Genomic DNA, 24,056 nt, shown 5'->3' on the forward strand with positions numbered 1-24,056 from the left:
CCACGGATCACCGTGGCGGGGCTTTGCCTTCGCGCTGTTAGTGCTTCTCGCGCGGGATGCCGTACTGCAGGTTCAGCATCGCGGTGGTACCGATCAGCAGAACCGCGCCGATGGCCAGCAGCCAGAGCTGCCAGAAGGCAATGCCCAGCCCCAGCACGCCGATGGACATCGACATGGCGAACGGCCAGATGGAACCCGGGGAGAAGAAGCCGAGCACGCCCGCGCCGTCCTCGATCTCAGCCTCTTCCCAGTCCTCCGGGACGATGTCCATGCGGCGCTCGGTGATGTTGAGGTAGCCGGCGAGCATGAACGAAAAGACGGCGGCCAGCACGAGACCGACGGAGCCGATCCACTCGATGCCGAACAGGTACGCGTCCTCACCAATCCACGACGTGGCGAGGATGTAGAACACAGCCATCAAGGCAAGGAAGGTGCCGATGGCGTAGAAAACCTTTGATCCAGTTCCCATGGCTTCGCTCTCTCTTTCTTAAACGTTCGCGTTCGGGTCGACAGTGTTCTCGCCGTCGCGGGTTGCGGTGCGGTCGGAGACGAACGGGTGGGTGGAGGTGGCGTACGGCTCTTCGCCGATGGAACGCAGGGCTTCGGAGTTCGGCGCGCCAGGATTGTCGCGGCGGAATTGGATGTACCGCTCGAACTTCTCCGGGCTCACAGCGCGAACCTCGAAGTTCATCATCGCGTGGTAGGTACCGCACATCTCGGCACAACGGCCGACGAATGCACCCTCTTCCTCGATGCGCTCAATCTGGAACTTTCGCTGCTGCTGGTTGCTTTCCGGGTGCGCGTAGACGTCGCGCTTGAACAGGAATTCCGGAACCCAGAACGCGTGGTTCACGTCGCCAGATGCGAGACGGAACTCGATCGGGGTGTCGGTCGGCAGCACCAGCACCGGGACTTCTTCGGTGGAACCCAGGGTCTCAATTTTGTTGAAGTTCAGGTAGGAGAGGTCGCCCATGGAGGTGCCGTGGATCGGGTTCGCGTTGTGCGCGTCCTCCGCATCGAACTTCGTCTCCTCGGCCAGCGCCTGTCGCTCAGCATCCAGGCCGTCGTAGTCCTGGCCGTCTTCGGTCAGATCACCGTCGACCTCGGCGTAGCCGAACTTCCAGTTCCACTGGTAGCCGGTGACGTCGACGGTCACCTTCGGGTCTTTATCAAGCGCGGTGGTCTGAGTCTGGGCCTGAACGGTGAAGAAGAACAGGATCATCACGATGACGATGGGCACCACCGTCAGCGTCAGCTCCAGCGGGACGTTGTACTGCAGCTGCTTCGGGAACTCGCCGGCCCCCTGCTTTTCGCGGGCCTTCCGGTTCCAACGGACGATGGCCATGATGAACAGGCCCCACATGATGATGCCGATGATCCAGGCGGCGAGCCATGTCCAAACCCAGAAGTTGTACATCTGGGTGCCCTCGGGCGTGACCGGATCCGGCCAGCCCATGTCGAGGATGTTCGCGAGCGCATCCGGCGCAGCAACGTCGCAGCCCGTCAGCGCAAGGCTGCCAAGCAGGAGCGCGCCCGCGACGCCGGCCTTTTTGGCGAATCCGCGGTTTACTTCCTTATCCACGTGTGTCTGCCTTCCTGTCCACACTAAAAACATTGAATGCCCATGTTTACGACAGAACATTCCTACCCGGTCAGAATAGTTCATCTGGCATGGACCGTCTGAATCCCAGCGCTGCGGGTAGCGGTGCTGACCGGAGGATCGTCGATAAGCAACTGCTTAGCAACGCGATAGCTCCGCCGTCGGCGCATATGGGGTAAAAAGTTCAACCATAAGTTGGCCCCCTTATGGGGCACGGCGAAAGTTTGGCGTCTCCGGTTCACGGAATCGGCGGCGCGAACCCTATTGTTGAGGGGACTCTTCGCCGCTTGCGGCGGCGCACTTTTTATATACGGAGAGGTTTCGATATGTGTGGCCTTCTTGCCCTGCTTTCCGCGGACGCAAACGCAGCCAAGTTCGTTGATCCGGTCGGGCACGCCCTGCCGTGCATGTACCACCGCGGCCCTGACGCCGCAGGCACCTGGAACGACGAAGACGCCGTCTTCGGCTTCAACCGTTTGGCCATCATCGACATCGAGCACTCCCACCAGCCGCTTCGCTGGGGCCCCGCGGATAACCCGGAGCGCTACGCACTGACGTTCAACGGTGAGATTTACAACTACGTCGAGCTGCGCGAGGAACTCGCCGCTGCCGGCTACACCTTCAACACCGAAGGCGACGGGGAGCCGATTGTGGTGGGTTACCACCACTGGGGCGCCAATGTTGTCGAACACCTGCGCGGCATGTTCGCCTTTGTCATCTGGGACACCGAGACCCGGACGATGTTCGCCGCCCGCGACCAGTTCGGCATCAAGCCGCTGTTCTACGCGACTACTGCCGCAGGCACGGTTTTCGCCTCTGAGAAGAAGTCCATTCTGGAGATGGCACCAGCACTGGGTCTAGGCCTGGAACTTGATCGCCGGGCGATCGAGCACTACGTGGACTTGCAGTACGTGCCGGAGCCGGAGAGCCTCCACCGCGAGATCCGCCGCGTGGAGTCCGGGTGCACCGTGACCCTCAAGCCGGGCGGCGAGGTGCACTCCGACCGGTACTTCAAGCCACACTTCACCCCTACCCCGGTTGTGAAGGGCCGAGAGCAGGATTTGTACGACCGGATCGCCCGTGCCCTGGAAAATTCGGTGGAAAAGCACATGCGCGCTGACGTCACCGTCGGATCGTTCCTCTCCGGCGGCATCGACTCCACCGCAATTGCCACCCTGGCTAAGCGGCACAACCCCAATTTGCTCACGTTTACGACCGGCTTTGAGCGCGAAGGCTATTCCGAGGTCGACGTGGCTGCGGAGTCGGCCGAGGCGATCGGTGTCGAGCACATTGTGAAGATCGTGTCGCCGGAAGAGTACGCGGACGCCATCCCGAAGATCATGTGGTACTTGGACGACCCGGTGGCAGACCCGTCGCTGGTGCCGTTGTTCTTTGTTGCGCAGGAGGCCCGAAAGCACGTCAAAGTGGTGCTCTCCGGTGAAGGCGCGGACGAGCTCTTCGGCGGCTACACCATCTACAAGGAGCCGCTCTCCCTTGCTCCGTTTGAGAAGCTTCCAAGCGCACTGAACAAGGGGCTGAACCGCCTCAGCCGCGTCCTGCCGGACGGCGTGAAAGGCAAGAGCCTGCTGGAGCGAGGCACCACCCCGATCGAGGACCGCTACTACGGCAACGCTCGCTCCTTTAACTTCGGCCAGCTGCAGCGGGTGCTCCCGTGGGCGAAGCGCGAGTGGGACCACCGCGAAGTGACGGCACCGATCTACGCCGCTTCGACGGCAATGGACCCGGTCGCGCGCATGCAAAACCTCGACCTGTTCACCTGGATGCGAGGCGACATCCTGGTGAAGGCCGACAAGATGAACATGGCTAACTCGCTGGAGCTGCGCGTGCCGTTCTTGGACAAGGAGGTCTTCGAGGTCGCACAGACGATCCCGTACGACCAAAAGATCGCAGGCGGAACCACCAAGTACGCGCTGCGCAAGGCCATGGAGCAGATCGTGCCCCCGCACGTCCTGCACCGCAAGAAGCTGGGTTTCCCGGTGCCGATGCGCCACTGGCTGGCTGGCGACGAACTCTTCGGCTGGGCCCAGGACACGATCCGCGAGTCCCAGACCGACGACATCTTCGCCAAGGACCAGGTCCTGGAGATGCTGAAGGAGCACCGCGACGGCGTGTCCGACCACTCCCGCCGCCTGTGGACGGTGCTTGCGTTCATGGTGTGGCACGGCATCTTCGTCGAGCACCGCATCGACCCGCAGATCGAACACAAGGACTACCCAGTTCAGCTCTAGGTAGCGCCTGCACTACCTCAAACGTAGAGCCAAGGGTATGGTGCTGCGACCGACGTTCCGGTTGGATGAGATGCATGTCAACAGCACGCAAAGTTCTCCTCACGGTGGGCGGCCTGGTGGTCGCGCTCATTCTCGCGGCAGCTGCCGCCGTGTACGTCTACGGCCCCACGGCCACCGCCATGTACACCGGCACCGCTCGGTTCTTTGGCACGGACACCCCGAAGCGTTACACCTCGACGGTGCTCGACCTCGCCGGCCAGGGCCTCTACGCAGACACGCCAGAGTTTGCGGAGGCCAGCACCGCCGCTCGAGAAGCTGCGGAGAACGCCGAAACGCTCGACGACATCCGTCCCGCACTCGACAAGGCGGTGCAGGCTGCTGGAGGCAAGCACTCCAAATTGTTCGCGCCGGCCACTGGCGACGATGACGAGGTCGATGACGAGATCGCTGAAACGAAGACTGCCGGCGTCGCGGTCAGTGGCGGCGTCGCGGTTGCGACGGTGCCGGGAGTGGACCGCCACGCCGACATTCAGGCCTACGCGGACGCCCTCAGCAGCGGCCTGATCCAAGCCCGGGACGATGGGGCTTGCGGGGCTATCGTGGACCTGCGTGGTAACGGCGGTGGCGATATGGGCCCAATGCTCGCTGGGCTCTCACCTCTACTTCCGGACGGTGAAGTGCTCGAATTTGTTACGGCGAGCAGCTCGATGCCGGTCAACGTTAGCGGTAACGCGGTCAACGGCGGTGGGAGCGCTCTGGAAACCGCGGGTGGCAAATGGGACGCGCCGACCGCTGTGCTTGTGGACGAATACACCGCCTCGTCCGGTGAAGCAACGATGTTGTCGTTCCGCGGCTTGGAGCGCTCGCGCAGCTTCGGTGAACCGACGGCCGGCTATGCCTCGGCCAACATGGTCTACGACTTTCCCGACGGCAGCAGCATGATGCTCACCATTGCGAAGGATCGCGCCCGCACCGGCGAAACGTTCGCGGAGGATCCCATCCGTCCCGATACCGAGGGCGGTGAAGCAGACGCGCTAGCGTGGCTCGCCGAGGAGCATGACTGCCGGTAGCAGACAAGAAGAAAGCTCCGCACCGTTGCTGGTGCGGAGCTTTCCTCGTCGATAAGCGAAGAGTGCTTAGTTGAAGCTGTCGCCGCAGGCGCAGGAGGAGCCTGCGTTCGGGTTATCGATGGTGAAGCCCTGCTGCTCGATGGTGTCCGCGAAATCGATGGTGGCGCCCATCAGGTACGGCACGCTCATCTTGTCCACGACGAGACGCACGCCGCCGACCTCGTCGGCCTTGTCGCCGTCTAGGTCACGGTCGTCGAAGTAGAGCTGGTAGCGCAGGCCAGCACAGCCGCCCGGCTGGACCGCGATGCGCAGCGACAGGTCGTTGCGCCCTTCCTGGTCAAGCAGGGCCTTCGCCTTCGCCGCGGCAGCCTCAGTGAGGTTTACGCCGGTAGTAGAGGTAGGGGCAGTCATTGCAGTCTCCTTAGTGCGTCGACGTCAAGCTACGAGAAGCTCGTGGAGTTTCTCTTCGGAGTGTGCGCCCATGCTACGCGCCACTCGTCGCATGTACTACAACCGGCCGGCCCACCGGGCTATTCCCCACGCGTCGGGAGGCCTTGTAGCCTTATGAGCGTGAAACTTCCCTGGCAGAAAACCGAACAGAGCACAGACGCGGCAACCACCGCGGGCTCGACGAAGGTCGAGCTGCCCGATACCCACCACAGTGCAGACGTAAAGACCGAGGCAAAAGCCGAGAATAAGCTGCCGAAAGGCTACACCCCGCCGAAGGGCCGCCCGACGCCGAAGCGCATCGACCAAGAGATCAAGCGCGGCGTGGTGCGCGACCCGAACGCCGCGACCCCGGCCCAGATGCGTCAGCGCGAAAAAGAGCTGAAGAAATCCATGTCCAAAGAGGAATGGAAGGCGCACAAGAAGAAGGTCCGCGAAGAAAACCGCGCGCGCAACCGCGAGATCCAGGCCCGCATCGACGCTGGCGACGAGCGCTACCTCACCGACCGCGACCGCGGCGAGGTCCGCGGGTTCGTGCGCGACTGGGTGGACTCGAAGCGCTTCTTCAACAACTACGTCATGCCGGCTGCACTGGTGTTGCTGGTCATCATGCTGATCGGCACATGGCTGCCGCGCGTGTCCGCCGTGCTGTCGCTGCTCAGCCTCCTGTTTATGCTCACTATCTTCATCGAGGGCTTCATCATCGGCAGCCGGGCAAACCGCGCCGTGCGGGCAAAGTTCCCTGATGCGGACACAGGCTTCGGCATCGGCATGTACGCCTTCTCCCGCGCGACCCAGCCGCGAAACTGGCGCACGCCGAAGCCGCGGGTGGCCGTCGGCGCGAAGGTGTAATCCATGGAGTTCCAGCCGGTTGAGGCGCCTAAACAGTCGCACGCACACGCCGTCGCCGACGCGCTTGCGGGTTCCGTCAGTGGTCTCGCGCTGGGCAGGCTCGCCTCTCTCGCCGCGTGGATCGCTTCCGTGCAGGGCAAGGATGTGCCGGGGCCGTTTGTCCGCCCGCGTGCCGTGGTCGTTGCGGGCAACCACGGCGTCGCCGCGCGTGGCTTGTCCGCATGGGCCGCCGACGCTGGAGCCACACAAGCGGAGGAGCTGCGCGCTGGCGGCGGGCCTGCTCACGCCGCCGCGCGGTTAGCCGGGGCCAGCCTGCGCTTTGTCGACGACTACCTCGATGCTCCCACTGGCGCCATCGACGTGGAGCCCGCAATCTCCCCCGAGGTGTGGGAGGCCGCACTCGCGGCGGGAGCAGAGGCAGCCGATTCCGAGATCGACTCGGGGGCGGACTTGATCATCCCTGGCGACATTGGCGTGGGCAACACCACCGTCGTTGCCGCGGTGTACGGCACCTTCACCCGCACGGAGCCGGTCAAGGCCATCGGCCGCGGCTCCGGCATCAACGACAACGTGTGGAAGGTCAAAGCCGCCGCAGTGCGCGACGCCATGTTCCGTGTGCGCGGTTTCCGCGACGACACTAAGCGCGTATGCGCGGAGCTGACCGGGCCGGACTTCGCGTTTTTGGTGGGCCTGATCAACCGCGCGGCCGCCCGCCGAACGCCGGTGCTCATCGGCGAGGCGTACCCCGCTACCGCCGCCTACGTGGCCGAGCGTCTTGCGCCCGGAGTCAAAGCGTGGCTCATCGCCGGCCAAGTCACAGCGGAACCGGCGCATGTTGGCTGGCTTGAGGCACTTGACCTGAAGCCGGTGCTGGCGCTGGACATGAAAACGGGCCAGGGTGCAGGTGCCCTGGCCGCGTTGCCTCAGCTCAACCTCGCCGCAGAACTCGCGGGCGAGGTGCTGGCCGAAGGGTCGTCGAGAAGCGTTTAGCGCTCGCTGTCCCCGGGGACAAGTACGGTGTTCCAACCGTGCGTATCCTCCGCGTCGCCGGTCTGAATGCCGCGAAGGCGCTCGCGCATGGCCATGGTGATCTCGCCGGCCTCGTTGCCGTTGATGGTGAACTCACCCTCGTTCGACTTCACCGTCCCCACCGGGGTGATCACGGCGGCGGTGCCGCACGCCATGGTCTCGGAGATGGTGCCGTCCTGCGCACCGGTGCGCCACTCATCCACCGTGATCTTGCGCTCCTCGGTGTCGTAGCCCAGATCCGCGGCGACCTGCAGCAGCGACTTGCGAGTGATGCCCGGCAGCAGCGAGCCCGACAGCTCAGGCGTGACAATTCGTGCGGTGTCGCCGGAGCCCTCGACAAACATGAGGTTCATGCCACCCATTTCCTCGATGTAGGTGCGCTCGATCGCGTCCAGCCACACCACCTGGTCGCAGCCCTTTTCCGCTGCCTGCTGTTGCGCGAGCAGGGACGCGGCGTAGTTGCCGGCGAACTTCGCATCGCCGGTGCCGCCGGGGGCCGCGCGGACGTAGTCCTCAGAGATCCACACGCTCACCGGCTTCACGCCGCCAGTGAAATACGCGCCGGCGGGCGAGGCGATGATGTAGAAGGTGTAGCTCGAAGACGGCTTGACGCCGAGCGTCTTTTCCGTGCCGATCATGAACGGGCGCAGGTACAGCGACGCCTCGCCGCCCGCCTCCGGCACCCAGTCTTTATCAATCTCCACGATCTGGCGCACGGCCTCAAGGAAGGTCTCCTCGGGCAGTTCCGGCATTGCCAGGCGGCGCGCAGAGTGGTTCAGGCGCTGCGCGTTTTGCTCCGGGCGAAAGGCGGTGATGCTGCCGTCAGTGTGGCGGTAGGCCTTCAGGCCCTCGAAGATGGCTTGGCCGTAGTGGAACACGTTGGAGGCCGGGTCCAGCGTTACCGGCTGGTACGCGCGCACCTGCGCGTTGTGCCAGCCCTGCCCTTCCGTCCAGTCGATGGAGACCATGTGGTCTGTGAACTGCTGGCCGAACGCCGGGTCTGCGAGAATCTCCTTGCGCTCGGCGTCTGGGGTGGGGTTATCGGTCGGGGCAATTGTGAACTCAATCTCAGCCATAGGGCTAAGGGTACTCCCCGCTTGAGTACGCTCGGTGGGCGGAACTGCCCGCACGGTGAAAGGAATTCTCATGGCGTTTGAACTCAGCCTCCCAGCACGCGGCACCACGGTGCGCACAAGCCCCGGCACGACTGTCCCCGACGGGGCAGCGCTGCTTGTCCCGGTGGCCAGCGGCGAGGACGGCATCGAGGTCCCGGTCACCGCGCTCGCCCCCTCGGGCCTGCTTGAGGCGCTGGTCGCCGTCGGCGCCAAGGGTGCAGCGGGCGAGGTCACGCGCCTGCTTATCGACGGCAGCCTGGTCATCGCGTTCGGCCTCGGCGACGCCTCGGGCATTGACGACGAGGCCGTGCGACGCGCTGCCGGCGCCGCTGCGCGTGCGCTAAACAACGTCGAGCACGCAGCCGTGTCCACGGAGTTCGGCGCGGGCCCCGTGGTCCAAGGACTGCTTCTGGGCGGCTACGTCTATGCCGGCCTGAAGTCCACTGCCGATGTCCGCGACGAAGACAGCGACGCCGAGACGCCGCAGACCACCAAGATCACCGTGATCGGCGCCGACGAGGCGGAGCACGACGCCGCGGTGATTGTGGCCGAGTCCGTGAACCTGGCCCGCGACCTAGTAAATACACCGGCGAATTACCTCTACCCGGAAAGCTACGCCGGCGTGATGAGAGAAGTCGCGCAGACTGCCGGGCTAGATATCGAGGTGCTGGACGAAACGCAGCTAGAGCAGCAGGGCTTCGGCGGCATCTTGAGCGTCGGCCGCGGTTCCACCCGCCCGCCGCGCCTAGTGCACCTGACCTGGGCGCCCGCGGGCGCGTCAACGAAGGTGGCGCTTGTGGGCAAGGGCATCACCTTCGACACCGGCGGCATCTCGCTCAAGCCCGCTTCCGGCATGGAGGACATGATCTCAGACATGGGCGGCTCCGCTGCGCAGCTGGCCGTCATTGCCGCAGCAGCCCGCCTCGAGCTGCCAGTGCGCGTCGACGCCTGGCTGCCCCTGGCCGAGAACATGCCGTCGGGCGCCGCCACCCGCCCGGGCGACGTGATCACCCATTACGGCGGCATCACTAGCGAAGTCATCAACACCGACGCGGAGGGGCGCCTCGTGCTTGCCGACGCCATCGCGCGTGCCTGCGAGGATGCGCCGTCCTACCTCATCGAAACGGCCACGCTCACCGGGGCGCAACTCGTCGCTCTGGGCAAGCGCACCGCCGGCGTGATGGGCTCCGACGAGTTCCGCGATTTCGTCGCGGAGTCTGGCCGCAACGTGGGCGAGCAGGCGTGGGCCATGCCGCTTCTGGAGGAGCAGGAAGAAGAACTGACGTCCCCCATCGCAGATATCCGCAATACGCACAACGCTCGGACCGGCGGCATGCTCTTCGCGGGACTGTACCTGTCCCGTTTCGTGCCCGAGGACATCGAGTGGGCGCACATCGACGTGGCCGGGCCGGCGTGGAACGGCGGTAGCCCGCACGGTTACACCCCGAAGCGGGCCACTGGCGCGCCTGTGCGGACCATCGTCGAGGCGCTGACGCGTCTCGCGGAGAAGCAGTAGCGCACGCTCGCTAGCTATAGGGGTTTTCGCCGCGCTCGAACTTCGCGCGGCGCCGTCGTTGCTCCTCCCGCTTGCGCAGGATGCGCTCTTGCTCGATCTTCCTGCGCATGCGGTCTGGATAGCCGGTCGCTTCAACGTCGTACAGGGTGATACCCAGCATCTTCGACACATGGTCGATGCCTTTGGGTCCGCCGATGCGACGGCGCGTGTAGTTGCCCTGCTCGTCGACCAGCACGACGGACATTTCGTTGACCATGGTCTCCGGCTCTACGAACCCCTCCACGTACGCGCGCTCGGCAACCCACTCGCGCAAGTACTGCGCATCCTCGGCGCGGACCGTTTGTCCCGGCGCGCGGGGCGGTCTGAACGCCGCAGCCTTCTTGCCTCTGCCGAACAGGTTGAACACGCTCCACATCATACGGTGCTCCCAGGGCAGAAAAGGTCACCCCTTGGGCAACGGACGGTGCGTGTTCCGGGTACGCTTTGTGCCTGAATAGCTTCCAACGTTTCGATGAGGAGACTTTACAAAATGGCGCACTCAGTTGAGATGCCCGAGCTGGGCGAATCGGTCACCGAAGGCACGATCACCACGTGGCTGAAGGAAGTCGGCGACGAGGTCGAGGTTGACGAGCCGCTGCTCGAGGTCTCCACCGACAAGGTCGACACCGAAATTCCGTCCCCCGTCGCCGGCGTGATCCTGGAGATCAAGGCCGACGAGGACGACACCGTTGAGATCGGCGATGTCATCGCCATCATCGGTGACGAGGGCGAGGAAGCGGATTCCTCTTCCGACTCCAGCGACTCTGACGAGGCGGAAGACGCTGAGGACGACGACGCAGACGCCGAGGAGCAGGACGAGGCGCCGAAGAACGAGGAGAAGAAGTCCTCTCCGAAGTCTTCCGGCGACGCCACCGACGTTGCTATGCCGGAGCTGGGTGAATCCGTCACCGAGGGCACGATCACCACGTGGCTGAAGGAAGTCGGCGACGAGGTCGAGGTTGACGAGCCGCTGCTTGAGGTCTCCACCGACAAGGTCGACACCGAGATCCCGTCCCCGGTTGCGGGCACTCTGATCGAGATCCTCGCTGACGAGGATGACACCGTCGAGGTCGGCGACGTGATTGCGCGCATTGGCGACGCGGACGCCGCTGCTTCCGGCAACGCCTCTGACGACGACTCCGACGACGATTCGAACGACGGCTCGGCTGAGGAGAACGTCGCTGAAGAGGACGAGAAGGTCGAGGACGACAACTCCGCTAAGGGCGAGGGCGACAACCCAGAAGATGCCCCGAAGAAAGACGCCGCAAAGTCTTCGTCCAAGAACAAGAAGGGCTCTGGCGAGTCCACCAAGGTCGAGATGCCGGAGCTGGGCGAGTCCGTCACCGAGGGCACCATCACCACGTGGTTGAAGGCAGTCGGCGACTTGGTTGAGGTGGACGAGCCGCTGCTTGAGGTCTCCACCGACAAGGTCGACACCGAGATCCCGTCCCCGGTCGAGGGCACCATCTTGGAGATTCTTGCCGAGGAAGACGACACCGTCGAGGTGGGCCAGGCGATCGTGATCATCGGCGACGCGGAAGCTGCCACTGAGGCCGACGACGAGACTGAGACGGCCGACGAGCCCGAGGCCACCGACGAGCCCGCCGAGCAGGAAGAAGAAGCGGAAGCTAAGCCGGAGCCGAAGCAGGACGAAGAGAAGCCTGCCAAGGCTGAAAAGCAGGAGACCGCGTCCAAGAACGCCTCCGCCAAGGTCAACAACAGCGGCAACGTCCCGTACGTCACCCCGCTGGTTCGCAAGCTTGCGGACAAGCACGGTGTGGACCTCAACGCGATCGAGGGCACCGGCGTCGGCGGCCGCATCCGCAAGCAGGATGTCCTGGCCGCAGCCGAGGGCGGCGCAACCGAGGCCGCATCTGCGGACGCCTCGTCTGCGACGAAGGAGCAGACGGAGCAGCCGGAGCAGCCGAAGGGCGCCCGCGCTAACTGGTCGACCAAGTCCGTGGACCCGTCCAAGGCTGAGCTCATCGGCACCACCCAGCGCGTGAACCGCATCCGCGAGATCACCGCCGCGAAGATGGTGGAGTCGCTACAGACCACCGCGCAGTTGACCCACGTGCAGGAGGTCGACGTCACCCGCGTCGCCGAGCTGCGCAAGAAGGTCAAGCCCGCGTTCGTGGAGAAGCACGGCGCGAACATCACCTACCTCGCGTTCTTCATCAAGGCCACGGCCGAGGCGCTGGTCTCCCACCCGAACGTCAACGCCTCGTACGACGCTGACGCGAAGGAGATCACGTACCACGAGGACGTGAACATCGGAATCGCCGTCGATACGCCGCAGGGCCTCCTTGTGCCGGTGATCAAGAAGGCGCAGGACATGAACCTGGCGGAGATCGCGAAGGCGATCGCGGACCTGGCGGACCGCGCCCGCAACAAGAAGCTGCGTCCGGACGACCTGTCTGGCGCAACCTTCACCGTGACCAACATCGGTTCCGAGGGCGCGCTGCTGGACACGCCGGTGCTCACCCCGCCGCAAGCCGGCATCCTGGGTACCGCTGCGATTGAGAAGCGGCCGGTCATCGTGACGGAGGACGGCATCGACTCCATCGCCATCCGCCAGATGTGCTACCTGCCGTTCACGTACGACCACCAGCTGATCGACGGTGCGGATGCAGGCCGCTTCGTCACCACGATCAAGGACCGCATCGAGCAGGGCGATTTCGAGGCTGACCTCGACGTTTAACCCCGTTTGCGCGTAACCCGGCACCCTGCTCGGTGCCGGGTTTTTCGTGCGCGCATAAAGTGGCGGTATGACGCACACATTCAAATCGTTCCGCAACACCACCGACCACTTCATGCGGGAGGCCCTTGGCGGCCTCGTCGCCGCGCACCCATGCGCCGAGTGGCACGACGAGGGCTTCGTTGGACTTTCGCGTCCCGACGCCTCCGCTGGCGCGCGCCGCGTCGCGGTCATCTCCGGCGGCGGGTCGGGCCACGAGCCGATGCACGCCGGTTTTATCGGAGAGGGCATGCTCGACGCAGCCTGCCCGGGCTTGCTGTTCACCTCCCCCAACGCTGTGCAGATCGGTGCCGCCACCGAGTGGGCGGACCGCGGCGCGGGCGTGGTGCATGTGGTGAAGAACTACACCGGCGACGTCATGAACTTCACCGTCGCCGCCAACCACGCCCAGGCGGAGGTAGAGCACGTCCGGGTCGCCGACGACGTGGCCACCGAGATTGACAACGACGATTCCCCCGGCCGCCGCGGCACCGGAGCGACTGTGATTGTAGAAAAGGTCGCTGGCGCCGCCGCGGCCCGCGGGGACGACCTGCGCACCGTGGCCGGTATCGCCCAGCGCGCGGCGGACCAGTCCCGCAGCATGGCAGTGGCGCTGCAGCCGGGACACTCCCCGACTAGCGACCGCGACACTTTCGACCTAGACGAGGGGCAGATCGAGGTCGGCGTCGGCATCCACGGCGAGCCCGGCGTGGAGCGCCGCGATATCGCGCAGGCGCAACCCAGTGCGCAGGCCTTAGTGGCGGAGCTGCTTGACGGGGTCCTGCAGTCGCTGCGCGACGCGGGAGTCGAGGGTGACGACGTCATGCTCTTTGTCAACGGGCTCGGCGGCACCAGCCAGCTGGAGCAGGACCTCGTTTTCGGCGAGGCCCTCAAACAGTTGACCCAACGCGGGCTGAAGGTGCGCCGCGGTATGCGCGGCACCCTTGTCACGTCTCTGAACATGGCGGGCATCTCGCTCACCATCACGGCGCTGGATGACGAGCTGATCGAGCTCATCGACGCCGAGACCTCCGCCCCCGCTTGGCCCGGCGTCGTGCGCGACCCCGAGTACGCCGATGCGCACATGGTCGACGACGAGGCCCAGCCCGACGAAGGCGAGGAAAACATCTGGCTCACCGCGTTCGTGGAGCGTCTCTCCCGCAGTTTCGACGACTTGACTGTGCTGGACCGCGAGGCCGGCGACGGCGACTTCGGCCAGAATATGGAGGCAGCCTTCGGTGACGTCGAGACGCCCGTGCGAGGCGCCGACGCGGAGGTGCTGAGCTTCTTCGCCCACCGCATGCTGGTGCGCGCCGGAGGTACGTCTGGCGCCGTGTTGGGAACGTTCTTCCGCGAGATGGCGGGCGCATTCAAGGCGGCAGGCGTGGATTCGCGCACCGCGGACGGCGACGGATTTGCGGCGGCACTGGCGGAAGGGCTGCAGCGCGGCGTAGCTGCGATCACGGAGCTCGGCGGCGCGAAGGAAGGCGACAACACCCTTGTCGACGCGCTGGCGCCGGCAGCCCGGGCGGCGAAGGACTCCCGCGGGTCGGTCCAGGAGGTGCTCGAGCTCGTCTTCGGCCCAGCGGTCGAGGGCGCAAAGTCCACCCGCGGTATGCAGGCGAAGAAGGGCCGCGCCTCCTACCTCGGCGAATCCGCGAAGGATGTGCCGGATCCCGGCGCGATCGCGGTGACGTGGCTGTTCGGCGACGCCGCGGTGGACGAATTCTAGACAGCTTTGTGCAAAATGGCTTCTAGCAGGGGCTGGGTGACTAAGATGGCTCGTTGTACAACTTTCAACGCTAGGAGCTCCAGTTGGATTACATCTCCCGTCATATCGGCCCCGACCAGCAGGAACAGCAGCAAATGCTGGGTGCGCTGGGCTACGACTCCATCGACGCTCTGATCGCCGCGGCGGTGCCGTCCGGCATCGTGGCGGAGCGGCCACTCGAACTGCCGGAGGCACTGACGGAGTACGAGGCCCAGGCCCGACTGCGCGAGCTCGCCGGCAAGAACACGGTCCTGCGCGCGTTTTACGGGCAGGGCTTCTCCTCCACGCTCACCCCGCCAGTGATCCGCCGCGGCGTGGTCGAAGATGCCGGCTGGTACACCGCGTACACGCCGTACCAGGCCGAGATTTCCCAGGGCCGTCTGGAGGCGCTGCTGAACTTCCAGACAATGGTGCAGGACCTCACCGGCCTAGACATCGCGAACGCCTCGCTTCTCGACGAAGCGTCCGCCGCCGCAGAGGCCGTGGGGCTGATGTCCCGCGTGGTGAAGAAGGGCCGCCGGGTGATCCTGGATGCGCGCCTGCACCCGCAGGTGATCAAGGTGGCGGCAGAGCGCGCCCGCGCCATCGACCTCGAGGTCGAGGTTGCAGATCTCACGGAGGGCGTTGTCGGCGAAGACCTGGTCGGCGCGGTCTTCGCGTACCCGGGCACCGAGGGCGACATCGCGGACCCGCGCCCGGTGATCGAAGCGATCCACGAGCGTGGCGGCCTGGTCGCCGTCGATGCGGACATCCTGGCCCTAACGCTGTTGGAATCGCCCGGCGAGTTCGGCGCCGACATCGCAATCGGCACCACCCAGCGCTTCGGCGTGCCCCTGTTCTACGGCGGCCCGCACGCGGCGTACATGGCGGTCCGCGAGAAGCTGCAGCGCCAGATGCCGGGCCGCTTGGTCGGCGTGTCCAAGGACGCGGAGGGCTACCCCGCGTACCGGCTCGCGCTGCAGACCCGCGAGCAGCACATCCGGCGCGAGCGTGCCACCTCAAACATCTGCACCGCCCAGGCGCTGCTGGCGGTGACCGCGTCCATGTATGCCGTCTACCACGGCCCTAAGGGCCTGAAGAACATCGCGCACGCCGTGCACGAGCGCGCCGCCGACTTCGCGGCGTCGCTGGAGGCCAGCGGTGTGCAGGTGAAACACGCCGACTTCTTCGACACGGTCGCGGTGCAGGTTGAGCGGGCGCCGGAGGTCGTCGACAAGCTTGCTGCCGCGGGCTACCTCGTGCGCACAATCGACGAGACGACCGTGGGCGTGTCCTTCGGCGAGGACACCACCGACGCCGACGTCGCCGCCCTTCTGGAGGGCTTCGGCGCAACGCCCGCCGAGGGCGACACCCGCATCCCCGCCGCGCTCGCGCGTGACACCGCGTTCCTCACCCACGAGACGTTCAACCGCATCCACTCCGAAACGCAGATGATGCGCTACATCCGCGCCCTCGGCGACAAGGACCTCGCCCTGGACCGCACGATGATCCCGCTCGGGTCGTGCACCATGAAGCTCAACCCGACGGCGGGCCTCGAGGCCATCACGTGGCCGGGTTTCGCCGACGTGCACCCGTACACACCCGACGAGTTCACCGCGGGCTGGCGCGAACTTATTGACGAGATCCGCACCTGGCTGGTGGAGATTACCGGTTACGCGGAAGTATCGGTGCAGCCGAACTCCGGCGCCACCGGCGAACTGGCGGGCCTGCTGGCCATTCGCGGGTACCACGTGGCAAACGGCGACGCCGAGCGCGACATCTGCCTCATCCCGGCGTCCGCGCACGGCACGAACGCGGCGTCGGCGACCTTGGCGAACCTGCGCGTTGTGGTGGTGAAGACCGCCGAGGACGGCTCCATCGACCTGGCGGACCTCGACGCCAAGCTGGAGCAGCACGGCGATGCGGTGGCCGCGATCATGCTCACCTACCCCTCCACGCACGGCGTGTACGAAGAGGACGTGCGTGTGGTCTGCGACAAGGTGCACGCAGCCGGCGGCCAGGTCTACATCGACGGCGCGAACATGAACGCTCTAACCGGCATCGCCCGCCCGGGCGATTTCGGCGGCGATGTCTCCCACCTGAACCTGCACAAGACGTTCACCATCCCCCACGGCGGCGGCGGGCCGGGCGTAGGCCCGATCGGTGTAGGTGAACACCTCATCCCATTCCTGCCGGGCGACCCGACCGACACGTCTGCGTTCTCCGACGGCGGGGTGCCGGTGGCATCAACCCTGTACGGCTCGGCGGGCGTGCTGCCCATCTCCTGGGCCTACATCGCCATGTCCGGCGCCGCCGGTCTGCGCAGCGCCACCGAGCACGCAGTGTTGGGCGCGAACTACATCGCCCATGCGCTGAACGATTCCTTCCCCGTGCTCTACACCGGCAACGACGGCCTGGTGGGCCACGAGTGCATCCTGGACCTGCGGGAGCTGACGGATGCATCCGGCGTGACTGCGGCCGACGTGGCCAAGCGCCTGATCGATTACGGCTTCCACGCCCCCACCCTGGCGTTCCCGGTCGCCGGCACACTCATGGTGGAGCCGACCGAGTCCGAGGACCTGGCCGAGCTGGACCGCTTCATCGAGGCGATGCGCTCTATCCGCGCCGAGATCCAGGAGATCATCGACGGCCGCATCGAGTACGAAAAGTCCGTCGTGCACAACGCGCCGTTCACCGCCGCCAGCGTGATCCGCGACGAGTGGCCGTACGACTTCTCCCGCGAGAAGGCCGCCTACCCGGTCGACTCCCTCGTGCACGCGAAGTACTTCCCGCCGGTGCGGCGTATCGACGAAGCCTTCGGCGACCGCAACCTCCAGTGCGCCTGCCCGCCGCCTGAGGCATTCGACATCACGCCGGAAGTTGTGGAGGACGTCGACGTCGCGGTCTCCGAAAAGAACGCCAAGTACTAAGGAGCACCCCCATGCCACAGACCCCACTGCACGCCACCCACGAAAACCTCGGCGCAACGTTCACCGACTTCGGCGGCTGGGAGATGCCGCTGAAGTACGGCTCGGAGCTGGAAGAGCACCGCGCGGTACGCACCGACGTGGGCATTTTCGACCTGTCCCACATGGGCGAGATCACCGTCCAGGGCCTCGACGCCGCCGCTTTTTTGGACTACGCGCTGATCTCCAACTTCACCGCGCTCAAGGACGGCAAGGCGAAGTACTCCATGATCGTCGCCGAGGACGGCGGCATCATCGACGATTTGATCACCTACCGCTTCAGCGAGAACCATTTCATGGTCGTGCCTAACGCCGCGAACACCAACGCCGTCTGGGCCGCGTTTGAGGCGCGCAAGGGCGACTTCGAGGTGCAGCTCACCAACAATTCCGAGGCGTTCGCGCTGGTTGCGGTCCAGGGACCGAAGTCGTTGGACGTGCTAAAGCCTTTGCTTAGCGACGACGCCTCCGCCCTTTCCTACTACTCCAGCGCGTGGATGACCCTCGACGGCGTTGAAACGATCGTCGCCCGCACCGGCTACACCGGCGAGGACGGCTTCGAGCTGTTCTGCACCCGCGAGGACGCGCAGAAAGTGTGGGACGCCGTCATCGGCTCCGGCACCCCGTGCGGCCTGGCGGCGCGCGACTCGCTGCGCCTGGAGGCTTCCATGCCGCTGTACGGCCACGAACTGACCGCCGAGATCACCCCAGTGGAGGCCGGCATGGGCCGCGCCTTCGCCAAAAAGGAAGCGGACTTCGTCGGCAAGGACGCGCTAACCGGCCGCGAGCCGAGCGTGGTTATCGCGGGTTTGACCTCCGAGCAGCGCCGCGCCGCCCGCGAGGGCGCCGAGGTCTTCCTCGCCAGCTCCGACGAAAAGATCGGCGTGGTCACCTCCGGCCAGCCGTCGCCGACGCTGGGTCACCCGGTGGCGCTTGCGCACCTGGATCCGCAGCACGCGGAGCTGGGCACGGACGTGGAGATCGACATCCGCGGACGCCGCTACCCGTTTACTATTGCACCGACCCCCTTTTACTCCCGAGAGGACGCATAACCATGGCACTGCAGCCTGACTTTTACTACTCCGAGGACCACGAGTGGATCAACGCCACCCCGGATGACGCCGCTGGCAACACCGTGCGCGTGGGCATCACCCACGTGGCCGCGGATCGCCTCGGCGAGGTCGTCTTCGCGGAGCTGCCGCAGGTGGGCGACACCGTCACCGCGGGCGAAACCTGCGGCGAGATCGAATCCACCAAGTCGGTCTCCGACCTGTACTCCCCCGTCACTGGCACCGTCACCGCGGTCAACGAGGACATCGACGGCGCCTACGAGGCCATCAACAACGACCCCTACGGCGAGGGCTGGCTCTTCGAGGTGGAGGTCGAGGAGGTCGGACCGCTGCTCAGCGCAGACGAGTACGGCTCCGCCAACGGCGTGTAGTCCCCGCCCCCGCCGGGGACTAAGGTTGGGAAAATGACAGCCCCGCGCGACCCGTTCTTCCCCGCCGAGAAATCCATCCGAGCCTCAGCTGCGCCCATCGACGTGCGCGAGCTGGGGCTCGTGGACTACCAGGAGGCGTGGGACCTCCAAGCGGACATCGCTTCTCGACGAGCCAAAGGCGAGCTGCCGGACACCGTGCTCGTCCTCGAGCATCCCTCCACGTTCACGGCCGGCAAGCGCACGCAGCCGGAGGACATGCCCGACCCCGCCTACCCCGTGCCGGTGGTGCCCGTCGACCGCGGCGGGCGCATCACCTGGCACGGTGAGGGCCAGCTCGTGGTGTACCCGATTATCAAGCTCGCCGAGCCAGTCGACGTGGTGGACTACGTGCGCAGGCTCGAAGAGGCCCTCATCCAGGTCGTGCGAGCGGCGGGCGTGACCACCGCGGGGCGTGTCGACGGCCGCTCCGGGGTGTGGGTGCCTGAACAGACTCGGGCGGCGGACCCGAAGGCGTCGTCACGCGAGCGCAAGATTGCCGCGCTGGGCATCCGCATCACCCGCGGAGTGACCATGCACGGGCTCAGCCTGAACTGCAACAACACGCTGGAACACTACAACCACATCGTGGCCTGCGGCATCGACGACGCCGACGTGACAACCCTCTCGCTCGAGCTTGGCCGCGACGTCACGCCGGGTGAGATGGCAGCTCCGGTGGTGCGCGAGCTCGAACGCGCGCTGGCCGGTGAGCTGGTGGTAGCGGACCACACCTTCGCTACCCGGCCAGACCCCTCAAAGGGTTTGACACGGAAGGTACGGTAAGGGCGTGACTGTAGCACCAGAAGGCCGCAAGCTCTTGCGCGTTGAGGCGCGCAACTCCGAAACTCCTATTGAGAAAAAGCCGCGGTGGATCCGCAACTCCGTCAAGACCGGTCCCGAATACGAGGACATGAAGCAAAAGGTCAAAGGGGCCGGGCTGCACACGGTATGCCAGGAAGCCGGCTGCCCGAACATCCACGAATGCTGGGAGTCACGTGAGGCCACCTTCCTCATCGGCGGTTCCCGCTGCTCCCGCCGCTGCGACTTCTGCGATATTGCGTCCGGCCGCCCCGATCCCCTGGACCGCGACGAACCGCGCCGCGTGGCCGAAGAGGTGCGAAGCCTCAACCTCAACTACTCCACCATTACGGGCGTGACCCGCGACGACCTGGAGGATGAGGGCGCATGGCTGTACGCCGAGGTGGTGCGCAAGATCCACGAGCTCAACCCGCACACCGGCGTGGAGAACCTCACCCCGGACTTCTCGGGCAAGTCTGACCTGCTGCAGGAAGTCTTCGAAGCGCGCCCCGAGGTCTTCGCCCACAACGTAGAGACTGTGCCGCGCATCTTTAAGCGCATCCGCCCGGCGTTCCGCTACGACCGCTCTCTGGACGTCATCCGTCAGGCGCGCGACTTCGGTCTGATTACCAAGTCCAATCTCATTCTGGGCATGGGCGAGACCCGCGAGGAAGTACTCGAGGCGCTCGCCGACCTGGTTGACGCCGGCTGCGACATCATCACCATCACCCAGTACCTGCGCCCGGGCCCGACGTACCACCCGATCGACCGCTGGGTGAAGCCGGAAGAGTTCATCGAGTACCGCGACGCCGCTTACGAGATGGGCTTCGGCGCCGTCATGTCCGGCCCGCTGGTGCGCTCCTCCTACCGCGCCGGCAAGCTGTACGTTGAAGCAATGGCCCACCGCGGGTTGGAGCTGCCGGAGAATCTGAAGCACCTGGCCGAGACGTCGCAAGGCGACACTGCTCAGGAGGCCTCCACGCTGCTGAAGAAGTACGGCGCATCCGCCGACCACCCGGTGGCGACCCGCTAAGTGTCTTTGGCCTGCGTTGTGGCTGTGGCATACAGTTAGGGCCATGGCTACGACGCAGGACAAGGCGGCCGCGAAGGCCGCCAAGAAGGAACAGCGCGCCGCGAAGCGCGCAAAGGGCAAGGCGACGCGCTCACAGCTCAAGCAGGCGTTTGACATCCAGCGCAAGCGCGACAAGGCGCTGATTCCTCTCATGCTCGCCTGCGTCCTCGGCGGCGGGTTGCTATTCTTCCTCATCGGCCGGCTGTTCGGCGGCCAGTGGTTCATGCTCGTCCTCGGCCTGCTGCTCGGCGCGGTGCTGGCCATGTTTGTCTTCTCCCGCCGGCTGGAGAGGTCCATGTACGACGAAGTCGGCGACACGCCCGGCGCAGCCGGCTGGACGCTGGAGAACATGCGCAACACGATGGGCATCGTGTGGCTGACCAAGACCGGCGTGCAGGCAAACACCCACATGGACACCGTCCACCGCGTGGTGGGCAACCCGGGCGTGGTGCTCGTCGGCGAAGGCAACCCGAACCGCCTCAAGCCGCTCATGGCCAAGGAGCACAAGCGCGTTGAACGCCTGCTGGCCGGCGTGCCGGTCCACGAGGTGTACGCGGGCGACGGCGAAGGCCAGGTGCGTACCAGGGATTTGCAGAAGCACCTGCTCAAGCTGCCGAAGAACTACCAGAAGAACGAGGTGTACAACCTCGCTGCCAAGCTGGATGCCATGGATTCCCGCGGCCGCGGCGCCCAGGCCGCTGGCTTGCCGGGCGGCCCCCTGCCCAAGCAGGCGCAGAACATGGCCGGCATGAACCGCAAGATGCGCCGCATGCAGGAGCGCAAGGGCGGCAAGTGACCGAGCCCAACCCGCGCATGGACGCCGAAGCGAGCACCTGCCTCCGCTTCGGCGTTTTATTGTTGGCGGCCGGCGCGTCTGGCTACCGCGTGATACGCGCGGTGAAGCGGTGCGCCCGCTCAGTCGGCTTCGATAGCGCCGACGTGATCGTCGGCTTCAACACCATCAGCTGCACGTTCCACCGCGGCGGTCAGTTCCGCACCGCCGTTGCCGACGTGCCGCTGCCTGGCGTGAACGCCTCACGCATCGAGGCGTTGGAGACTGTCGCGCACTCGCTGCTGCAGAGCTACCGCACCCCGGAGGTCATCGACGCCGCGCTCGACGAGATTGAACGCGCTGTCACGCTTCACGGAAGTGTCGTTCGTCGTCTTGTTTGTCGCCGGCGGCCTCTCGGTCGGGCGCATGCTCACCGATCCGAACTGGGCGTTTTCGCGCTACATCGACTTCGGCCACCAGCTCGTCGGCGAAGAGCGCCCCATTAACAACTAGGTGCGGATCACGGTCGTGGTGGTGGCCCGGTCGTGCATGCCGCGACCGTCGGCGTCCACCAACGCGGCCGGCAGCACAAAGCCCGTGAGGATGGTGCGCACCGCTGCGCGCCAGAACCCCACGGGCGCTTCTTTGTCCACCCGCGCCACACCCATGCCCAGCACCGCCATGCCAGGGGTGCGCGCGAACAACCAGCCGCAGATGATGCCCAGCACAATCCACAGCAGGTACGTAGCGGTGTACCTGTCGCCGAGCGCGTCAGTGTTCTGCACGATCAACGACGCGGCGACCGCGCAAATGGCCCAGTCGATGAACACGCCACCCATTCTGCGCATTACCGACGCCTGCGCGCCCGGCCCCTCCTTCGGCATACCGAGAAACTCCCCGGGGTACTCCGGCATCGCGTCCTCGCCGGTGAATTGGTTCGGGATTTCCGGGCCGTTGCGCCAGTCATGTCGTCGATTAGCAGCCATGCTTACGAAGCGTAGCGGTCTGCGCGCGTAGACTTGAAAACACTTGTGTCAGCCAACAGACGAGGAGTACCGCCCGTGGCCTTCGACAACATCGAAGACGTTAAGAAATTCATCGCCGACGAGGAGGTGGAATTCGTTGACGTGCGTTTCACCGACGTGCCCGGCATCGAGCACCACTTCTCCATCCCGGCGTCGATGTTTGACGAAGACGTGATGGAGGAGGGCCTCGCGTTCGACGGCTCCTCCATCCGCGGCTTCACCACCATTGAGGAATCCGACATGACGCTCATGCCGGACCTCGCAACCGCCAAGCTGGACCAATTCCGCGGCTCCAAGACCTTGAACGTGAAGTTCTTCGTCAACGATCCGTTCACCCACGAGCCGTTCTCCCGCGACCCGCGCAACGTGGCCAAGAAAGCGGAGGAATACCTCCGCTCCACCGGCATCGCGGACAGCTGCTCCATCGGCGCCGAGGCCGAGTTCTACCTGTTCGACTCCATCCGCTACGAGGTAGAGGGCCACTCCGCGTTCTACGAGATTGACGCGGCAGAAGGCTGGTGGAACCGGGGCAACGAGGTTGAGTCGGACGGCTCGCCCAACCTGGGCTACAAGAACCGCGTGAAGGGCGGTTACTTCCCCGTCCCGCCGCACGACAAGACCGTCGAGGTGCGCGACGCCATGGTGCGCAACCTGGCAGCCGCCGGCTTCGACATCGAGCGCTTCCACCGCGAGGTGGGCAACGGCGGCCAGCAGGAGATCAACTACCGCTTCAATACCCTGCTGCACGCGGCCGACGACCTGCAGGACTTCAAGTACATCGTGAAGAACACCGCCACGCTGTACGACAAGACGGTGACCTTCATGCCCAAGCCGCTTGCCGGCGACAACGGCTCCGGCATGCACGCGCACCAGTCGCTGTGGAAGGACGGCGAGCCGCTGTTCTACGACGAGTCCGGCTACGGCGGCCTGTCCGACATCGCCCGCTGGTACATCGGCGGCCTGCTCGAGCACGCTGGCGCGGTCCTGGCCTTTACCAACCCGACGCTGAACTCCTACCACCGCCTCGTGCCCGGCTTTGAGGCGCCGATCAACCTGGTGTACTCCCAGCGCAACCGCTCCGCGGCCATCCGCATCCCGATCACCGGCGCGAACCCGAAGGCCAAGCGCATCGAGTTCCGCGCCCCGGACCCGTCCGGCAACCCGTACCTCGGTTTCGCGGCGATGCTCATGGCGGGCATCGACGGTATCAAGAACCGCATCGAGCCGCACGCCCCGGTGGACAAGGACCTCTACGAGCTGCCGCCGGAGGAGGCCAAGGACATCCCGCAGGCCCCGACCTCGCTGGAAGCTGCGCTGCAGGCCCTCGAAGCGGACCACGACTTCCTCACCGAGGGCGACGTGTTCACCGAGGACCTCATCGAGACCTACATCAAGCTCAAGTACGACAACGAGATCACACCGGTCCGCCTGCGCCCCACGCCGCAGGAGTTCGAGATGTACTTCGACTGCTAGGTTTGCATAGCCTGACCTGCAGTAAGGCAGGCCGAACTTGCTTGCCGCGCCCGTCACGGCCCGCAAAGATGG

The 24,056-nt window shown here is 65.5% G+C and carries 21 protein-coding genes and 1 pseudogene; 16 read left to right on the plus strand and 6 right to left on the minus strand.

Going from position 1 to position 24,056, the window contains the following annotated elements; translation table 11 throughout:
• Positions 1–37: 37 nt before the first annotated feature.
• Positions 38–469 (minus strand): aa3-type cytochrome oxidase subunit IV, encoded by a 432-nt coding sequence (gene ctaF / locus CUREI_RS07875; protein ID WP_038612412.1) that lies wholly within the window; start codon positions 467–469, stop codon positions 38–40.
• Between the two features lie 18 nt (positions 470–487).
• Complete coding sequence (gene ctaC / locus CUREI_RS07880; RefSeq protein WP_038612414.1) at positions 488–1,582, minus strand: aa3-type cytochrome oxidase subunit II; 1,095 nt, start codon at positions 1,580–1,582, stop codon at positions 488–490.
• 344 nt (positions 1,583–1,926) lie between these two features.
• Between ctaC and asnB the strand changes: the two genes are divergently transcribed.
• Complete coding sequence (asnB, locus tag CUREI_RS07885) at positions 1,927–3,849, plus strand: asparagine synthase (glutamine-hydrolyzing) (protein ID WP_038612416.1); 1,923 nt, start codon at positions 1,927–1,929, stop codon at positions 3,847–3,849.
• 74 nt (positions 3,850–3,923) lie between these two features.
• Complete coding sequence (locus CUREI_RS07890; protein WP_038612419.1) at positions 3,924–4,919, plus strand: S41 family peptidase; 996 nt, start codon at positions 3,924–3,926, stop codon at positions 4,917–4,919.
• Between the two features lie 66 nt (positions 4,920–4,985).
• On the opposite strand, the gene CUREI_RS07895 is transcribed toward CUREI_RS07890, so the two are convergent.
• Positions 4,986–5,330 (minus strand): HesB/IscA family protein, encoded by a 345-nt coding sequence (locus tag CUREI_RS07895; RefSeq protein WP_038612422.1) that lies wholly within the window; start codon positions 5,328–5,330, stop codon positions 4,986–4,988.
• A gap of 159 nt (positions 5,331–5,489) precedes the next feature.
• Here CUREI_RS07895 and CUREI_RS07900 point away from each other — a divergent pair, with 159 nt between their 5' ends.
• Both CUREI_RS07900 and CUREI_RS07905 read left to right on the plus strand, forming a co-directional pair.
• On the plus strand, positions 5,490–6,218 hold the full coding sequence (locus CUREI_RS07900; RefSeq protein WP_038614256.1) for a DUF3043 domain-containing protein: 729 nt from the start codon (positions 5,490–5,492) through the stop codon (positions 6,216–6,218).
• A gap of 3 nt (positions 6,219–6,221) precedes the next feature.
• Complete coding sequence (locus CUREI_RS07905; protein ID WP_038612425.1) at positions 6,222–7,208, plus strand: nicotinate-nucleotide--dimethylbenzimidazole phosphoribosyltransferase; 987 nt, start codon at positions 6,222–6,224, stop codon at positions 7,206–7,208.
• Here CUREI_RS07905 and CUREI_RS07910 read toward each other — a convergent pair.
• Positions 7,205–8,323: a branched-chain amino acid aminotransferase gene (locus tag CUREI_RS07910; RefSeq protein WP_038612427.1), complete on the minus strand. Its 1,119-nt coding sequence runs from the start codon at positions 8,321–8,323 to the stop codon at positions 7,205–7,207. The two genes, CUREI_RS07905 and CUREI_RS07910, sit on opposite strands and share 4 nt — an antisense overlap.
• Before the next feature lie 70 nt (positions 8,324–8,393).
• On the opposite strand from CUREI_RS07910, the gene CUREI_RS07915 reads away from it, so the two are divergent.
• Entirely contained in the window at positions 8,394–9,878 is a 1,485-nt protein-coding gene (locus CUREI_RS07915) for a leucyl aminopeptidase (protein WP_038612429.1), read from the plus strand.
• A gap of 10 nt (positions 9,879–9,888) precedes the next feature.
• Here the strand turns inward: CUREI_RS07915 and CUREI_RS07920 are convergent, their stop codons facing one another.
• On the minus strand, positions 9,889–10,284 hold the full coding sequence (locus CUREI_RS07920) for a hypothetical protein (RefSeq protein ID WP_038614257.1): 396 nt from the start codon (positions 10,282–10,284) through the stop codon (positions 9,889–9,891).
• Positions 10,285–10,407: 123 nt separating this feature from the next.
• Here CUREI_RS07920 and sucB point away from each other — a divergent pair, with 123 nt between their 5' ends.
• From sucB to CUREI_RS12760, 10 genes and pseudogenes are all read left to right on the plus strand, one after another.
• Entirely contained in the window at positions 10,408–12,618 is a 2,211-nt protein-coding gene (gene sucB / locus CUREI_RS07925) for a 2-oxoglutarate dehydrogenase, E2 component, dihydrolipoamide succinyltransferase (RefSeq protein ID WP_038612432.1), read from the plus strand.
• Positions 12,619–12,685: 67 nt separating this feature from the next.
• On the plus strand, positions 12,686–14,386 hold the full coding sequence (locus CUREI_RS07930) for a dihydroxyacetone kinase family protein (RefSeq protein WP_038612434.1): 1,701 nt from the start codon (positions 12,686–12,688) through the stop codon (positions 14,384–14,386).
• An 83-nt stretch (positions 14,387–14,469) separates the two neighbouring features.
• On the plus strand, positions 14,470–17,334 hold the full coding sequence (gcvP, locus tag CUREI_RS07935) for an aminomethyl-transferring glycine dehydrogenase (protein ID WP_038612436.1): 2,865 nt from the start codon (positions 14,470–14,472) through the stop codon (positions 17,332–17,334).
• An 11-nt stretch (positions 17,335–17,345) separates the two neighbouring features.
• Positions 17,346–18,419, plus strand: a complete 1,074-nt coding sequence (gene gcvT, locus CUREI_RS07940) for a glycine cleavage system aminomethyltransferase GcvT (RefSeq protein WP_038612439.1) — start codon at positions 17,346–17,348, stop codon at positions 18,417–18,419.
• A gap of 2 nt (positions 18,420–18,421) precedes the next feature.
• Positions 18,422–18,808, plus strand: a complete 387-nt coding sequence (gcvH, locus tag CUREI_RS07945; RefSeq protein WP_038612441.1) for a glycine cleavage system protein GcvH — start codon at positions 18,422–18,424, stop codon at positions 18,806–18,808.
• 33 nt (positions 18,809–18,841) lie between these two features.
• Complete coding sequence (gene lipB, locus CUREI_RS07950) at positions 18,842–19,627, plus strand: lipoyl(octanoyl) transferase LipB (RefSeq protein WP_038612445.1); 786 nt, start codon at positions 18,842–18,844, stop codon at positions 19,625–19,627.
• Between the two features lie 4 nt (positions 19,628–19,631).
• Positions 19,632–20,675 carry a lipoyl synthase gene (gene lipA, locus CUREI_RS07955; protein ID WP_038612449.1) on the plus strand — a complete coding sequence of 348 codons (1,044 nt, stop codon included), beginning with the start codon at positions 19,632–19,634 and terminating at the stop codon, positions 20,673–20,675.
• A 43-nt stretch (positions 20,676–20,718) separates the two neighbouring features.
• On the plus strand, positions 20,719–21,510 hold the full coding sequence (locus CUREI_RS07960; RefSeq protein WP_038612451.1) for a DUF4191 domain-containing protein: 792 nt from the start codon (positions 20,719–20,721) through the stop codon (positions 21,508–21,510).
• 17 nt (positions 21,511–21,527) lie between these two features.
• Positions 21,528–21,809, plus strand: a pseudogene (locus CUREI_RS12875) (threonine/serine exporter family protein); the annotation flags it as partial.
• Between the two features lie 55 nt (positions 21,810–21,864).
• A complete protein-coding gene (locus tag CUREI_RS12760; protein ID WP_269077724.1) occupies positions 21,865–21,999 on the plus strand; it encodes a hypothetical protein in 135 nt (44 codons plus the stop codon).
• Here the strand turns inward: CUREI_RS12760 and CUREI_RS07965 are convergent.
• On the minus strand, positions 21,996–22,472 hold the full coding sequence (locus CUREI_RS07965) for an RDD family protein (RefSeq protein WP_038612454.1): 477 nt from the start codon (positions 22,470–22,472) through the stop codon (positions 21,996–21,998). The two genes, CUREI_RS12760 and CUREI_RS07965, sit on opposite strands and share 4 nt — an antisense overlap.
• Positions 22,473–22,547: 75 nt before the next feature.
• Here CUREI_RS07965 and glnA point away from each other — a divergent pair, with 75 nt between their 5' ends.
• Positions 22,548–23,984, plus strand: coding sequence for a type I glutamate--ammonia ligase (gene glnA / locus CUREI_RS07970; protein WP_038612457.1), 1,437 nt, complete (start codon positions 22,548–22,550; stop codon positions 23,982–23,984).
• Positions 23,985–24,056 lie beyond the last annotated feature (72 nt).

The sequence above is a fragment of the Corynebacterium ureicelerivorans genome (assembly GCF_000747315.1).
Lineage (GTDB): Bacteria > Actinomycetota > Actinomycetes > Mycobacteriales > Mycobacteriaceae > Corynebacterium > Corynebacterium mucifaciens.

Excerpts from the sequence above, each read along its gene's own strand:
- ctaF (WP_038612412.1), bottom strand. The coding sequence starts at position 469 with ATGGGAACTGGATCAAAGGTTTTCTACGCCATCGGCACCTTCCTTGCC.
- asnB (WP_038612416.1), top strand. The coding sequence starts at position 1,927 with ATGTGTGGCCTTCTTGCCCTGCTTTCCGCGGACGCAAACGCAGCCAAG.
- CUREI_RS07890 (WP_038612419.1), top strand. The coding sequence starts at position 3,924 with ATGTCAACAGCACGCAAAGTTCTCCTCACGGTGGGCGGCCTGGTGGTC.
- CUREI_RS07895 (WP_038612422.1), bottom strand. The coding sequence starts at position 5,330 with ATGACTGCCCCTACCTCTACTACCGGCGTAAACCTCACTGAGGCTGCC.
- CUREI_RS07905 (WP_038612425.1), top strand. The coding sequence starts at position 6,222 with ATGGAGTTCCAGCCGGTTGAGGCGCCTAAACAGTCGCACGCACACGCC.
- CUREI_RS07910 (WP_038612427.1), bottom strand. The coding sequence starts at position 8,323 with ATGGCTGAGATTGAGTTCACAATTGCCCCGACCGATAACCCCACCCCA.
- CUREI_RS07915 (WP_038612429.1), top strand. The coding sequence starts at position 8,394 with ATGGCGTTTGAACTCAGCCTCCCAGCACGCGGCACCACGGTGCGCACA.
- sucB (WP_038612432.1), top strand. The coding sequence starts at position 10,408 with ATGGCGCACTCAGTTGAGATGCCCGAGCTGGGCGAATCGGTCACCGAA.
- CUREI_RS07930 (WP_038612434.1), top strand. The coding sequence starts at position 12,686 with ATGACGCACACATTCAAATCGTTCCGCAACACCACCGACCACTTCATG.
- gcvT (WP_038612439.1), top strand. The coding sequence starts at position 17,346 with ATGCCACAGACCCCACTGCACGCCACCCACGAAAACCTCGGCGCAACG.
- gcvH (WP_038612441.1), top strand. The coding sequence starts at position 18,422 with ATGGCACTGCAGCCTGACTTTTACTACTCCGAGGACCACGAGTGGATC.
- lipB (WP_038612445.1), top strand. The coding sequence starts at position 18,842 with ATGACAGCCCCGCGCGACCCGTTCTTCCCCGCCGAGAAATCCATCCGA.
- CUREI_RS07960 (WP_038612451.1), top strand. The coding sequence starts at position 20,719 with ATGGCTACGACGCAGGACAAGGCGGCCGCGAAGGCCGCCAAGAAGGAA.
- CUREI_RS07965 (WP_038612454.1), bottom strand. The coding sequence starts at position 22,472 with ATGGCTGCTAATCGACGACATGACTGGCGCAACGGCCCGGAAATCCCG.